12 protein-coding genes are annotated in these 13,340 nt (G+C 71.5%); 1 reads left to right on the forward strand and 11 read right to left on the reverse strand.

The features are described 5' to 3' along the window. Positions 1-34: 34 nt before the first annotated feature. The 6 genes from rplS to IE239_RS22525 all read right to left on the reverse strand — a co-directional run bounded on the left by rplS (position 35) and on the right by IE239_RS22525 (position 3,680). Positions 35-385: a 50S ribosomal protein L19 gene (gene rplS, locus IE239_RS22500; protein ID WP_190151174.1), complete on the reverse strand. Its 351-nt coding sequence runs from the start codon at positions 383-385 to the stop codon at positions 35-37. A 137-nt stretch (positions 386-522) separates the two neighbouring features. After that, complete coding sequence (gene trmD / locus IE239_RS22505; RefSeq protein WP_190151175.1) at positions 523-1,356, reverse strand: tRNA (guanosine(37)-N1)-methyltransferase TrmD; 834 nt, start codon at positions 1,354-1,356, stop codon at positions 523-525. Beyond that, the gene (gene rimM / locus IE239_RS22510) at positions 1,356-1,910 is read right to left on the reverse strand and encodes a ribosome maturation factor RimM (protein ID WP_190151176.1); all 555 of its coding nucleotides are present in this window, start codon (positions 1,908-1,910) and stop codon (positions 1,356-1,358) included. The genes trmD and rimM overlap by 1 nt, the downstream gene beginning before the upstream one ends. A gap of 183 nt (positions 1,911-2,093) precedes the next feature. Next, positions 2,094-2,333 (reverse strand): RNA-binding protein, encoded by a 240-nt coding sequence (locus tag IE239_RS22515; RefSeq protein WP_003973401.1) that lies wholly within the window; start codon positions 2,331-2,333, stop codon positions 2,094-2,096. A 5-nt stretch (positions 2,334-2,338) separates the two neighbouring features. Next, positions 2,339-2,761 (reverse strand): 30S ribosomal protein S16, encoded by a 423-nt coding sequence (gene rpsP, locus IE239_RS22520; protein WP_190151177.1) that lies wholly within the window; start codon positions 2,759-2,761, stop codon positions 2,339-2,341. A 322-nt stretch (positions 2,762-3,083) separates the two neighbouring features. After that, positions 3,084-3,680, reverse strand: coding sequence for a hypothetical protein (locus tag IE239_RS22525; RefSeq protein ID WP_190151178.1), 597 nt, complete (start codon positions 3,678-3,680; stop codon positions 3,084-3,086). A 605-nt stretch (positions 3,681-4,285) separates the two neighbouring features. Here IE239_RS22525 and IE239_RS22530 point away from each other — a divergent pair. After that, positions 4,286-5,143, forward strand: coding sequence for an SAM-dependent methyltransferase (locus tag IE239_RS22530; RefSeq protein WP_190151179.1), 858 nt, complete (start codon positions 4,286-4,288; stop codon positions 5,141-5,143). A 69-nt stretch (positions 5,144-5,212) separates the two neighbouring features. Here IE239_RS22530 and ftsH read toward each other — a convergent pair whose 3' ends face one another. The 5 genes from ftsH to IE239_RS22555 all read right to left on the reverse strand — a co-directional run bounded on the left by ftsH (position 5,213) and on the right by IE239_RS22555 (position 13,065). Continuing rightward, a complete protein-coding gene (gene ftsH / locus IE239_RS22535; protein WP_190151180.1) occupies positions 5,213-7,156 on the reverse strand; it encodes an ATP-dependent zinc metalloprotease FtsH in 1,944 nt (647 codons plus the stop codon). Positions 7,157-7,241: 85 nt separating this feature from the next. Further along, positions 7,242-8,792 carry a signal recognition particle protein gene (ffh, locus tag IE239_RS22540; protein WP_190151181.1) on the reverse strand — a complete coding sequence of 517 codons (1,551 nt, stop codon included), beginning with the start codon at positions 8,790-8,792 and terminating at the stop codon, positions 7,242-7,244. A gap of 120 nt (positions 8,793-8,912) precedes the next feature. Next, positions 8,913-11,360, reverse strand: coding sequence for a [protein-PII] uridylyltransferase (locus IE239_RS22545; protein ID WP_190151182.1), 2,448 nt, complete (start codon positions 11,358-11,360; stop codon positions 8,913-8,915). A gap of 26 nt (positions 11,361-11,386) precedes the next feature. Further along, complete coding sequence (locus tag IE239_RS22550; RefSeq protein ID WP_003997576.1) at positions 11,387-11,725, reverse strand: P-II family nitrogen regulator; 339 nt, start codon at positions 11,723-11,725, stop codon at positions 11,387-11,389. After that, positions 11,722-13,065, reverse strand: a complete 1,344-nt coding sequence (locus IE239_RS22555) for an ammonium transporter (RefSeq protein WP_190151183.1) — start codon at positions 13,063-13,065, stop codon at positions 11,722-11,724. Before IE239_RS22555 ends, IE239_RS22550 begins: the two co-directional genes overlap by 4 nt. Between the last annotated feature and the right edge of the window lie 275 nt (positions 13,066-13,340).

Consider the following 13,340-nt stretch of genomic DNA (forward strand, 5'->3'; position numbering starts at 1 on the left):
GCTATCCGGCCCCTCTGTGAACCCCGGAAGGTGCTCAGTTGTCGCGCTTCTCCTTGATCTTCGCGGCCTTGCCGCGCAGCTCACGGAGGTAGTAGAGCTTGGCGCGACGCACGTCGCCGCGGGTCACGAGCTCGATCTTCTCGACGATGGGGGTGTGCACCGGGAAGGTGCGCTCCACGCCGACCGAGAAGGAGACCTTGCGGACCGTGAAGGTCTCGCGGACACCGGCGCCCTGGCGGCGGATGACGACGCCCTTGAACTGCTGCACACGGGAGCGGTTGCCCTCGATGACGCGGACGTGGACGTTGACGGTGTCACCCGGGCGGAAGGCCGGGACGTCGGTGCGCAGCGACGCGGCGTCGAGAGATTCGAGCAGGTGAGACATTTCGTCTGCTTTCTTCGCTGATGCCACAGGTCATCAACGGAACTAGATGTTCGAGGATTGAGTGCCGTGTGCCCGTCGAGGCGGGCGTCGTGTCCCCCTGCGGCAGGGGCGCACACCGGACGGCGCACAACAGCGGCCTATTCTTCCACGCCCTCGGTCCTGCGCCAAAATCGCCCGTAGGGCTCGCCCTCGGGGTCGGGCGCCCAGCCCAGGATGGAGAGCATCTCGCGGTCCTTCTTGTCGAAGGCCTTCGGCGGGCAGCGCTCTATCAGGTCGGGCCGGTTGGCGGTCGTGCGGCGCAGCGCCTCGTCGCGTCGCCAGCGGGCGATCCTGCCGTGGTGTCCGCTGAGCAGCACCTCCGGGATCTCCCGGCCGCGCCAGGCGGGCGGCTTGGTGTACACGGGGCCTTCCAGCAGGTTGGCCATGGCGCCGGGAGCGAAGGAGTCGTCGCGGTGGGACTCGGCGTTGCCGAGCACGCCGGGCAGCAGACGGGCCACCGCCTCGGTGACGACCAGCACGGCGGCCTCTCCGCCGGCCAGCACGTAGTCGCCGATGGAGACCTCGTAGACGGGGACCCGGGTGGCGTACTCGTCGACGACCCGCCGGTCGATGCCCTCGTAGCGGGCCGGCGTGAAGATCAGCCAGGGGCGCTCGGAGAGCTCGACGGCCAGTTCCTGGGTGAAGGGGCGACCGCTGGGCGTCGGGACGACGATCGCCGGGGCGTGCGCGCCCGTCTCGTAGCCGTCGGCGAGGACGGAGTCGAGGGCGTCGCCCCAGGGGTCGGTCTTCATGACCATGCCCGGTCCGCCGCCGTAGGGGGTGTCGTCGACCGTGTTGTGCCGGTCGTGGGTCCACTCCCGCAGATCGTGCACGCGCACGTCCAGCCGGCCACGCGCGCGGGCCTTGCCCACGAGGGAGACGTTCAGCGGGTCGAGGTACTCGGGGAAGATCGTGACGACGTCGAGGCGCATCAGGACCCGTCCCCGTCCGGGTCGCGGGAGGAGACGGTCTCGGCGCGGTCGTCGATCAGACCGGGCGGCGGGTCGATGACCGCACGCTGTTCCTCCAGATCGATCTCGGTGACGATCGACTCGACGAACGGGATCATCACCTCGCTGCCGTCGGGCCGCTCGACGATGAAGAGGTCCTGGGAGGGGAGGTGGGAGATCTCGGTGATCCGGCCGACCTCCTCGCCGTCCTTGGTGACCACGTCCAGGTCCATCAGCTGGTGGTCGTAGTACTCGTCCTCCTCCTCGGGCAGCTCCTCGGGATCGACCTCGGCGATCAGGAGCGTGTTGCGCAGGGCCTCGGCCGCGTTGCGGTCGCGCACGCCCTCGAAGCGCAGGAGGAGACGGCCGCTGTGCACCCGGCCGGTCTCGATGGTCAGCGGGCCGGTCGAGGCCGGGTCCGTGGACAGGACGGCGCCGGGCGCGAGCCGCAGCTCCGGCTCGTCGGTGCGTACCTCGACGGTGACCTCGCCCTTGATGCCGTGGGCGCGGCCGATCCGTGCGACTACGAGCTGCACTTCTCAAGATCTCCTGTCGTGCCTGTCATGCCTGCCGTGCCTGTCATGCCCTCTCGCGCCCTTCCGTGCCCTGTCATGCCTGGTGACGAGTGCGTCATGCCGGTGGTCACGAGTGCCGGAACGACTACGGGCCGGGGACGGCCCAGTGGCCCTCCCCGGCCCGAGCCGGTGCTGCGAAACGCGTCAGCGGACGTGATCCACGTCGACGAGGTCGACGCGGACGCCCCGGCCGCCGATGGCGCCCACGACGGTGCGCAGAGCGCGCGCGGTGCGGCCGTTGCGACCGATCACCTTGCCGAGGTCGTCCGGGTGGACCCGGACCTCGAGCACGCGCCCGCGGCGCAGGTTGCGCGAGGCGACCTGCACATCATCGGGGTTGTCGACGATGCCCTTCACGAGGTGCTCAAGCGCCTCTTCGAGCATGGTGCTCAGGCCTCGGTCGACTCAGAGGACTCGGCGGCGGCCTCGTCCTTCTTCTCGGCCTTCTTCTTCTGGGTGATCGCCTCACCCTTGCCCGAGTCGTCGCCACCGAGGGCCTCGAACAGCGGGCGAGCCTTCTTCGGCTCGGCGACGAGCAGCGGCGCCGGGGCGGGCTCGCCCTTGAACTTCTGCCAGTCGCCGGTCTTCTTCAGGATGGCGAGGACGGGCTCGGTCGGCTGCGCGCCGACACCCAGCCAGTACGCCACGCGGTCGGCGTCCACCTCGATGACCGAGGGGTGGTACGTCGGCTGGTACTTGCCGATCTCCTCGATCGCACGACCGTCACGACGGGTACGGGAGTCGGCGACGACGATGCGGTAGTGAGGCGAACGGATCTTGCCCAGACGCTTCAGCTTGATCTTGACTGCCACGGGAGTGGGTTCTCCTGGTTTTGACGTGATTGGGCACGGCGAAGTTGCCGCGTGGGGTTGCGGTACCCGAGTGCCCGATGGACGCGTCAGCCGGAGGAGAGAGGGGTCCTGTGCGACTGTCGAGTACAGCTAGCCATTGTGCCACACCCCGCGGGTCGCCTCGGGCCGAGGGGCCGCCGGCGACGGGGCACACCGCTTCGGCGCCCGGCGTCGCGGGCGCGCGTCGGGTGCGCGACCGGCGCCACGGGGCTCCGGCCGCGCCCACCCGTGCCTTCTGGCCTTCGACCGGCAGCCACGAGATGCCGGTACGGGGCCGCCCGGGTTACGCCGCGCCGGCGATCTCCGGGATCCGGAACGGTTTGCCGCAGCCCCCGCAGACGATCGGCGCCTGGGCGAGGACCGAGGGCACGACCCGTACGTTGCGACCGCAGTCGCAGACCGCCTTGACCCGGACGCCTCCGCCCGAGGAGCCGTGCCGGGCCGCCGGGCCGCGGAAGGTGCGGGCGGTGTCGGCCGAGGTGGCCGCCGTGTGGGCCTTGAGGGCCCGCTGGAGGCGCTCGATGGTGGGCCGGTAGCGACGCTTGGCCTCGGGGTTGAGCGTCACCAGGGAGAACCCGCTGCTGGGATGGGGCTCATCGGGATGGTCAAGACCCAGCTCCTCGGCGATCGCGAGGAATCTGCGGTTGTGGTAGCGGCCGGCACGGGAGGTGTCCCGGACGCCTCGGGCGGCGGCGATGCCATGGACTGCCTCATGAAGCAGTCGCTCGAAGGAGAGCTCGTGACCGCAGGCGGACGACGACTCCCCGATCAGGGACTCTGGCGCGGCGAGATCCGGCAGCTCGGGGTGGTACCGCTGAATGTCGGCCCACGCCTCTGCCAGTTCTGCGGCGAGAACTGGTGGTGTCTGTGTCGTGCTCACGTAATGACAACGAGCGGGGGTGCCCCTGTGTTCCTATTCCGGGGCATCCCAAATAATTTGCACGTACCCGTCAGTTGGCACTCATGCGTCCGGACGAGGGCGGGTGCGCTGATCTGCGGAGAAGCCTCGCAGCTCATACCAAGCTGGTGCGTAGTCCTCACTACGACCGGGCGCGTGGACCGGGTCCGCGCGCCGGGGTGCGGAAGTTCCGCCGGGGCGCAAGAGGCGTTTCGGCCGCCGTCACCTACACGGGACGCTGTCTGAGTAAGCGCGCGCGGGCACCGCGACGTTACCGGGAGCGTCCCCGGCGTCCGGCACCGGCCCGCCCCCCCGTCGTCCGGTCACCGTGCCCCGTCCACCCGCGAGGGGAGAACGGGCGCCGCGGCCATGGCGCGACGGTAGCGCCCCGAGTTGCCGGAATGTGAATTCTCGCCACCGGCACATGCCGTCCCCAACCAGGGCTCCTCAACCCCTGGACGCGGCCGCAGACGGGGAGTTACCTGGCATACGGGAGCGGTGCCAGGGCACCGCACGGGGGCCCGACTGATCGAGTCGAGCGGCACACTCACAAGCGGCAGACTCTCGGCGGATTGGGGCGCTTTTCCATGACACCTGTGCTCGTGCGACAGCACCCGCCTCACGCGGGGCCGGCGTCCCGCGTGGATCTGGGTGCACGCGCGCGTGACTGGTCCGAGATCCAGGAACGGATGCTGGTTCCGCTCTACGAGGCCGTCCACGAGCGACTGGACGTGGGGCCGGGCACCCGGCTCCTGTCCCTCGGCTGCGGCTCCGGGCTGGCCCTGCTGATGGCGGCCTCCAGGGGCGCGGCGCTCACCGGCGTCGAGTCCTCCTCCCCCGCGCGGCTGGCCCTCGCCCGCGAGCGGCTGCTCCGGGAGAACGGGGGCGCACGCGCGCGTGCGGACGTCCGGCTCGTCGACCGGCTGCCCACGGACGGGCCGGCCGCTCGGGCGTCCGCGTACACCGTGGTGACGGCCTTCGAGCCGATCGGACGGGTGGCGGGCGACACGGAGGCGCTGACCGCACTGCTGGCGGCGGCGGCCCCGCTCGCCCGGCGCGGCGCGCCCGTGGTGCTGGTGGGCTGGGGTCCGCCCGAGCGCTGCGCCACCACGGCGGTTCTCCGGGTCGCGGCCAGGCTGGCGGACCAGGACCGCGGCACGGTCCGGTTACGTCCGGGGCTCCGCGACGACCTGGAGGACGTCGCCCGGCGGGCCGGACTGCGGCCGGACGGATCGGGCCGGGTGGCCTGTCCGTTCGGGTACGCCGACCTGGACAGCGCCCTCAGAGGGCTGCTCTCCACGGGCCTTTTCGACGCGGCGGTGACGGCTACGGACCAGGCGCAGGTCGACAAGGAGGTCTCGGAGGCGCTGCAACCGTACCGGCGGTCGGACGGGACGGTGTGGATGCCCAACGTCTTCCAGTACCTGATCGCCCGCACGCCCTGACGCACCCGTGCGTGCGTCTCCCCGGATCCCTGACGCACCCGTGCCCCGCGCCCGCCTGAGCCGCGCCCGTCAGGTCTCCTCGTCGGTCTTGGTCAGCCTGGTGACGCCCGCGATCCGGTACGCGTCCGCCTCCTCGAGCGTCTCGTGTTCCAGCAGCGCCAGGGCCAGGTCGTCCAGCTGCCCCCGGTGGTCGCGGAGTTTGCGGCAGGCCTCGTCGTAGCAGTCGTCGACGATCCGCCGCATCTCGTGGTCGATGGCGTCGAGGGTCGCCGGGGCGGCGGCGAGGCCGTAGGCCTGCTGGGCGTCGCTGGGGAGGGCGGAGAGACGGCCCACCCGTTCGCTCATGCCCCACCGCGCGACCATCCCGCGCGCGATGTTGGTGACCTGCTCCAGGTCGTTCTCGGCGCCGGTCGTCACGACGCCGTAGACGACGTGCTCGGCCGCCATGCCGCCGAGGGCTCCGATGATCCGGCCGCGCAGATACTCCTCGGAGAGGGCGTACCGCTCGACCTCGGGCGTCGACATGGTCACCCCGAGTGCGCGGCCGCGCGGCACGATGGTGACCTTGCGGACCGGGTCGGCGCCGGGCTGCAGCATGCCGAGGAGGGCGTGGCCGCTCTCGTGGAACGCGGTGCGCCGGCGGTCCTCCTCGGGCATGACCAGCGTGCGCTCGGCTCCGAGCTGGACCTTCTCCAGCGCTTCGGACAGGTCTGCCCGGGTCACCTGCTCCTGTTTGCGCTTCACGGCGAGCAGCGCGGCCTCGTTGGCGAGATTGGCCAGATCCGCTCCCGTCATGCCGGGGGTCGTCCGGGCCACCCGGGCCAGGTCCACATCGGGCGCGAGCGGGATCTCGCGGGTGTGGATGCCGAGGATCGCCTCGCGTCCGGCGCGGTCCGGCGGGGAGACGCTGACCACCCGGTCGAAACGGCCGGGCCGGGTCAGCGCCGGGTCGAGGATGTCGGCGCGGTTGGTCGCCGCGATGACGATGACGCCCTCGGAGCCCGTGAAGCCGTCCATCTCGGTGAGGATCTGGTTCAGGGTCTGCTCGCGCTCGTCGTGACCGCTCACCGAGGCGCCGCCTCCGCGGGCCCGGCCGATGGTGTCGATCTCGTCGATGAAGATGATCGACGGCGCCACCTTGCGGGCCTCGGCGAACAGCTCACGGACCCGGGACGCGCCGACGCCGACGATCATCTCGATGAACTCGGAGGCCGACGCGGAGAAGAACGGCACGCCGGCCTCGCCCGCCACCGCGCGCGCCAGCAGGGTCTTGCCGGTGCCCGGCGAGCCGGCGAGCAGGACGCCGCGGGGCATCTTCGCGCCCATCCGGCGGTACAGCTCGGGGTGTTCGAGGAAGTCGACGACATCGTCCAGCTCGCCCTTGACCTCGTCGATGCCGGCGACGTCGGCGAACGTGGTGCGCCGGGCGCCGGGCCGCAGCCCCACCGGTCTGGGCGGCGTCTTGCGTCCGAGCATGCCGCCGCCCATGCCGCCCGTGCCGCCGCCGAGGCGCCGGGCGAAGAAGATCCACAGGGCCACCAGCAGCACGATCGGCGCCAGCGAGATCAGCACGTTGGACAGCAGGCTGCGCTGCTGCACGACCGGCCGCGCGGTCACCGTCACGTGCTGACGCTCCAGGCTCTTCCACAGCTCGTCGTCCGCGAAGGCCGGGCGCTGCGTCCTGAACGTGGTGTACTCGCCGCCGCCCTCGGGATCTTGGCGGGCCTTCTTGAGCCGGCCCTGGATGGCGTCGCCCTTGGAGTAGATCTTGTCGACGTTGCCCGCGTCGACCTGTCTGCTGAACTCCGTGTAGGAGATCGTCGGCTCGTTTCCGCCGCCGAGGTAGTTCAGCCCGATGTACACCAGCAGGAAGACGACCACCGCGGTGACGGCCAGCCCCCACCAGCGGCCGCGCATCCTCCTGCCGTCCGGGGGGCGCGTTCCGTCGTCCGGGGTGCCCTCGGTACGCCATGGCTGTTCCGGAGTCTTGCGCGCCGGAGCGGCATTGCTCATATCTGGACGTTACGACAGAGCCCCGGTCACGGCATGCGCTGAGGGCGCCCTCCGGCTCGGAGAGCGCCCTCGGCGGTGTCGGGACTCAGCCCATGAACTTCTTGAACTCGTCCGGCAGCTCGAAGTCCTTGGCGCCCTGCTGCGGCAGCCCGAGCGCGTTGCCGCCCTGGGCCTGGGCCTCGCGCCGCTGCGCCGCCTCCAGCTCCTGCTGCTTGCGCTTCATCGGGTTGCCGGAGCGCTGCTTGCCCTTGGCCTGCTTCGGCTGCTTCTTCGTCCGCCCGGCGCCGCCACCCATGCCCGGCATCCCCGGCATTCCGGGCATGCCGCCGCCCTGGGCCATGCGGGACATCATCTTGCGGGCCTCGAAGAACCGCTCGACCAGGCCCTTCACGGCGCTGACCTCGACGCCGGAACCCTTGGCGATACGAGCGCGGCGCGAGCCGTTGATGATCGTCGGGTCCTGGCGCTCGCCCGGGGTCATCGACTTGATGATCGCGGCCGTGCGGTCGACGTCCCGCTCGTCGAGGTTGGCGATCTGGTCCTTGATCTGGCCCATGCCGGGCAGCATGCCGAGCAGCTTGGAGATGCTGCCCATCTTCCTGACCTGCTCCATCTGGGCCAGGAAGTCGTCCAGGGTGAAGTCCTGGCCCTTCTTGGACGCCAGCTTGGAGGCCATCTTCTCGGCCTCTTCCTGGCTGAACGTCTTCTCCGCCTGCTCGATCAGGGTGAGCAGGTCACCCATGTCGAGGATGCGGGAGGCCATCCGGTCAGGGTGGAAGGCGTCGAACTCGTCGAGCTTCTCGCCGTTCGACGCGAACATGATCGGCTTGCCGGTCACCGAGGCGATCGACAGGGCCGCGCCGCCGCGGGCGTCGCCGTCGAGCTTCGAGAGCACCACGCCGTCGAAGCCGACGCCGTCGCGGAAGGCCTCGGCGGTGTTGACCGCGTCCTGACCGATCATCGCGTCGACGACGAAGAGGATCTCGTCGGGCGAGACGGCGTCGCGGATGTCCGCGGCCTGCCGCATCAGCTCGGCATCGATGCCGAGCCGGCCGGCGGTGTCCACGATCACGATGTCGTGGATCTTGGACTTGGCGAACTCGACGGAGTCCCTGGCGACCTGCACCGGGTCGCCCACGCCGTTGCCCGGCTGCGGGGCGTACACCGCCACGCCGGCGCGGTCGGCGACGACGCTGAGCTGGTTGACGGCGTTGGGGCGCTGGAGGTCGCAGGCGACGAGCAGCGGCGAGTGGCCCTGCTCCTTCAGCCAGCGGCCGAGCTTGCCCGCGAGGGTGGTCTTGCCGGCGCCCTGCAGACCCGCGAGCATGATCACGGTGGGCGGCTGCTTGGCGAAACGCAGCCGGCGGGTCTCGCCGCCGAGGATCGTGACGAGTTCGTCGTTGACGATCTTCAGGACCTGCTGGGCGGGGTTCAGCGCCTTGGAGACCTCGGCGCCGAGGGCCCGCTCCTTGACGTTCTTGATGAACGTGCGGACGACAGGCAGCGCGACGTCGGCCTCGAGGAGCGCGATGCGGATCTCGCGCGCCGTGGCGTCGATGTCCGCTTCGCTCAGGCGCCCCTTGCCGCGCAAGTTCTTGAAGGTCGCTGAAAGGCGATCGGAGAGAGTATCGAACACGGCGGCGTCGGTCCTCGGAGTCGGGGGCAGTCTGAGCGTCTTCCAGGGTATCCGGCCGCGCAAGACATTCGTCCCCGCCTGTCTGTGTTCAGCGGACGGGGACGACCCGCGCGGCCGGACTCACGCCCGCAGCGTCTCCTCCAGCTTGCGGGTGACGGAGGCGGCCTCGTCGGCGGGGAGGGGCGCGCCGTCGGCTCCGGTGACGTAGAAGGCGTCCACCGCGTTCGCGCCGAGAGTGGAGACGTGCATGCTGCGCACGTGCAGTCCCTCGTCCTCCAGGGCCTGTCCGATCCGGAACAGCAGGCCCGGCGCGTCCTGGGCGCGCACCTCGATCACCGTGGCGTGGCGGGAGGCCGCGGAGGCCACCGTCACCCGCGAGGGGGGCGCCACCACGCCCCGGCGGCGCGGGTAGGCGGCGTCCCGTTCCGCGAGCCGTCCGCCGATGTCCAGCGAGCCGTCGAGAGCGCGCACGAGGTCGGCGCGGAGCCGGGCGGCCTGGGGCAGGGAGCCGTACTCGGCGGCGACCCGCCAGTTCAGCAGCAGGACGGAGCCCTCGACCCCGGCCGGCAGCTCCAGGGCGCGCAGCTCGGCCGTGCGGACGGTCAGCCGGTGCACGGCGAGCACGCCGGCCACCGCGGGCAGCACGCCGGCCTGGTCGGGCACCGCGATGAGCAGCTCCACCCCGAGCGGCTCGGGGTCGTCGGCGGGCCGGTCCTCGGCGGGCGGCTCGGTCTGCGCGTGCAGGGACAGCACCGGACTGCCGGTCGCGATCGCCTCGATGGCGAGCCGCTCCTGTTCGGCGGTGGGCGCGGCGGCGGCGGGCTCCTCGGGCTCGTCCCCGGCGAGGACCGCCGCGACCCGCTTGACCAGGTCCGCCACGAGCGAACCCCGCCAGGAGGACCATGCGGCGGGCCCGGTGGCGAGCGCGTCCGCCTCGGTCAGCGCGTGCAGCAGCTCGAGGGTGCTCTGTGAACCGACCGCGTCGGCGACCGAGCGGACGGTGGCCGGGTCCTCCAGGTCGCGCCGGGTGGCCGTCTCGATCAGCAGCAGGTGGTGGCGGACGAGGCAGGACAGCACCGTCACGTCCGCCCGGTCGAAGCCGACGCGGGCGGCGACGTCCTTGGCGATGATCTCGCCCGCCACGGAGTGGTCGCCGGGCCAGCCTTTGCCGATGTCGTGCAGCAGGGCGGCGACCAGGAGGAGGTCGGGGCGGCTGACGCGGCGGGTGAACTCGGAGGCGCGCACGGCGGTCTCGATGAGGTGCCGGTCGACGGTCCAGATGTGCACGGCGTTGCGCTGCGGCCGGCAGCGCACCCGCTCCCAGTCGGGCAGCAGCTGTGTGATCAGGCCCTCGGCCTCCAGCGCCTCCCAGACCTCGACGGTGGGCCGGCCGGAGCCGAGCAGGGTGACCAGCTGTTCGCGGGCCTCGGCGGGCCAGGGCGTGGGCAGCGGGCGCACGGTCGCGGCGAGGCGCCGTACGGCGTGCAGGGAGAGCGGGAGGCCGGCCTGTGCGGCGGCGGCCGCGGCACGCAGCGGGAGCACGGGGTCGCGTTCGGGGCGTGCGGCACGGGCGAGCACCACTTCGCCGTCCTGCTCGACGACGCCCTCGGCCAGCGGAGACCGCTCGGCGACCGGCTTTCCGCCGCCGAGCATGGCGCGCAGCCGCGGCCTGACGGCGCGCGACCGCAGCACGCGGCCCACCTCACGCCAGGTGACGTCGCTCGCGTACGAGATGACGCGGGCCGCCTCGTACACCTGCCGCAGCAGCGTGTCGGCGTCCAGCAGGCCCAGCTCGGCGGCGACCTGGTCCTGTTCCTGGAGGGCGAGCCGGTCGGTGGCGCGGCCGGTGGCCAGGTGGAGGGCGTCGCGGACGTCGAGGAGCCGGCGGCGGGCGTCGTCGAGGCCCTCGCGGGGGGCGTCCGCCAGCCAGGAGGCGGCGACGGCGCGCAGCGCGGTGGCGTCCCGCAGGCCGCCCCGCGCCTCCTTCAGGTCCGGCTCCAGCAGGTACTGCAGCTCCCCCTGGCGTTCGGCGCGCTCGGCGCAGAGTTCCTGGAGCTCGGGGAGCCGTTTGGGCGCCTGGTTGCGCCAGTCGGCGAGGACCGACGTCCGCAGCCCGGCGGTCAGGCCGAGGTCGCCGGCGAGGTGGCGGGCGTCCAGCAGGCCGAGCTGCACCTTGAGGTCCTCCCCGGCGGTCCTGCGGGCCTCCGCCGGGGTGCGGACGGAGTGGTCGAGGGCGAGGCCCAGGTCCCAGACGGGGTACCAGAGGCGGTCGGCGAGGGCCGCGACCGCCTTGCCGTCGGCGCCGTCGTGCAGCAGCAGCAGGTCGAGGTCGCTGCGCGGGGACAGCTCTCCGCGGCCGTAACCGCCGACGGCGACCAGGGACACCCCCTTCAGGTCCTCGGCGCCGGCGGCGAAAAGGCCCGCCAGCCACTCGTCGGTCAGTTCGGCGAGGGCCGCACGGCGCGGCGGCCCGGACCGCACCCCCTCGGTGAGGAGGCGCAGCCGGGCCGCCGCGTAGCCGCTGGGTCCTGAGTCCTCTGCGTCCTTGTGCACGTTCGTACCCGTCACCCAGCGACTCCTGTTCTGTTCTGCCGTCAGAGCGCGTCCGGGCCGCGCTCGCCGGTGCGGACCCGTACGGCCGTCTCGACCGGGAGGGACCAGACCTTGCCGTCACCGATCTTGCCGGTGCGGGCCGCCTTGACGATGACGTCGATCAGCTGCTCGGCGTCGTCGTCCTCGGCCAGCACCTCGATGCGGATCTTGGGCACCAGGTCGACGGTGTACTCGGCACCACGGTAGACCTCGGTGTGGCCCCGCTGACGACCGTAGCCGCTGGCCTCGGTGACCGTCAGACCGTGCACGCCGAAGGCCTGCAGGGCTTCCTTGATCTCGTCGAGCCGGTGGGGCTTGACGACGGCGGTGATGAGCTTCATGCGTCCACCTTCTTGCTCGCGTCGGCGACCGCGGTCGGGAGGGCGGTCGTGCGGGCGGCGCCGCCGCCGGCCCCGCTGAAGTCGTATGCGGTCTCGGCGTGCTCGGCCTGGTCGATACCGGCCACCTCGTCGTCCTCGGGGACCCGCATGCCGATGGTCTTGTCGAGGAGGAAGGCGAGGACCGCGGAGACCACCAGCGAGTAGGCGAGGACCGCGAAGACGCCGGCGCACTGCTTCCACAGCTGGTCGAAGGAGTGGTCGCCGTAGAAGACGCCGGTCGCGTCGGACTGGCCCTTGCCGGTGGCGAAGAAGCCGATCAGCAGGGAGCCGGCGACACCGCCGACGAGGTGGACGCCGACGACGTCGAGCGAGTCGTCGTAGCCGAACTTGTACTTCAGACCGACGGCCATGGCGCAGAGCACACCGGCGATGGCGCCGACGGCGATCGCGCCGAGCGGGGAGACCGCACCGCCCGAGGGGGTGATGGCGACCAGACCGGCGACCGCGCCGGAGGCGGCGCCCAGCGTGGTGAACGCGCCGTGGCGGATCTTCTCGTAGGCGAGCCAGGCCAGCATCGCGGCGGCGGTGGCGACCTGCGTGTTGACGAACATCAGCGCGCCGACGCCGTCGTCGTTGCCGAGCCACGAGCCGGCGTTGAAGCCGAACCAGCCGAACCACAGCAGACCGGCGCCGAGCATGACCAGCGGCAGGCTGTGCGGGCGCATCGGGTCCTTCTTGAACCCTATGCGCTTGCCGATCACGAGGATCACCCCGAGGGCCGCGGCGCCGGCGTTGATGTGCACCGCCGTACCGCCCGCGAAGTCGATGACGCCCAGCTCGAAGGCCCAGCCGCCGGCGCCCCAGACCCAGTGCGCGACCGGGAAGTAGACGACCGTGGCCCACAGGGCGACGAACAGCGCCCACGCGGAGAACTTCACGCGGTCGGCGAGCGCGCCGCTGATCAGGGCGGGGGTGATGATCGCGAACATCATCTGGAAGACCATGAACACGAAGATCGGGATGGTGTAGCCGTCCCACAGCTGCGTCAGGCCGATGTCGCTGAGGCCGACCCAGTCGGAGTTCCATCCGATGAGACTGCCGGAGTCCGTCCCGAAAGCGAGGGAGAAGCCGTACAGCACCCACAGGATGGTGACGATCCCCATGCTGATGAAGCTCATCATCAGCATGTTCAGCGTGCTCTTGACGCGGACCATGCCGCCGTAGAAGAAGGCGAGGCCCGGGGTCATGATCAGCACCAGGGCGGAACAGATGAGCATGAAGCCTGTGTTCGCGGAGGACAGCTTGGGTGCCTCCGCGGCAAGCGTGATGGCTGCTGCCATCGGCGTCTCCTCGTCGTAGGTACGGCCCCGTGCGGGCGAAGCCAGAGCGGGTTCGTGAGGGGTGGGCCGGTTATGCGCCATGAGATTCGCGCAGTGCCGTTTCGGTGGAAGCCCCTCGTTGTTTCGCCGCCGTGACGAAGACACCTGCCGCGTTACGCCTCGATGAACTGCCTGATGTCCGGCGAGTGGATCGTTATCGTGGCGCAATCTTCGGTGGAGGAAGTGAAACCGGCCGCGGTCGGCCTTCCGATGACCTGGCACGGGGGAGCCGAGTC

It is taken from the genome of Streptomyces humidus (assembly GCF_014649655.1).
Classification (GTDB): Bacteria; Actinomycetota; Actinomycetes; order Streptomycetales; family Streptomycetaceae; genus Streptomyces; species Streptomyces humidus.

What these genes read in the sequence shown, in the direction of transcription:
- rplS (WP_190151174.1), bottom strand. Translation starts at nt 385, where the DNA reads ATGTCTCACCTGCTCGAATCTCTCGACGCCGCGTCGCTGCGCACCGAC.
- trmD (WP_190151175.1), bottom strand. Translation starts at nt 1,356, where the DNA reads ATGCGCCTCGACGTCGTCACGATCTTCCCCGAGTACCTCGACCCGCTG.
- IE239_RS22515 (WP_003973401.1), bottom strand. Translation starts at nt 2,333, where the DNA reads ATGCTCGAAGAGGCGCTTGAGCACCTCGTGAAGGGCATCGTCGACAAC.
- IE239_RS22530 (WP_190151179.1), top strand. Translation starts at nt 4,286, where the DNA reads ATGACACCTGTGCTCGTGCGACAGCACCCGCCTCACGCGGGGCCGGCG.
- ftsH (WP_190151180.1), bottom strand. Translation starts at nt 7,156, where the DNA reads ATGAGCAATGCCGCTCCGGCGCGCAAGACTCCGGAACAGCCATGGCGT.
- IE239_RS22550 (WP_003997576.1), bottom strand. Translation starts at nt 11,725, where the DNA reads ATGAAGCTCATCACCGCCGTCGTCAAGCCCCACCGGCTCGACGAGATC.
- IE239_RS22555 (WP_190151183.1), bottom strand. Translation starts at nt 13,065, where the DNA reads ATGGCAGCAGCCATCACGCTTGCCGCGGAGGCACCCAAGCTGTCCTCC.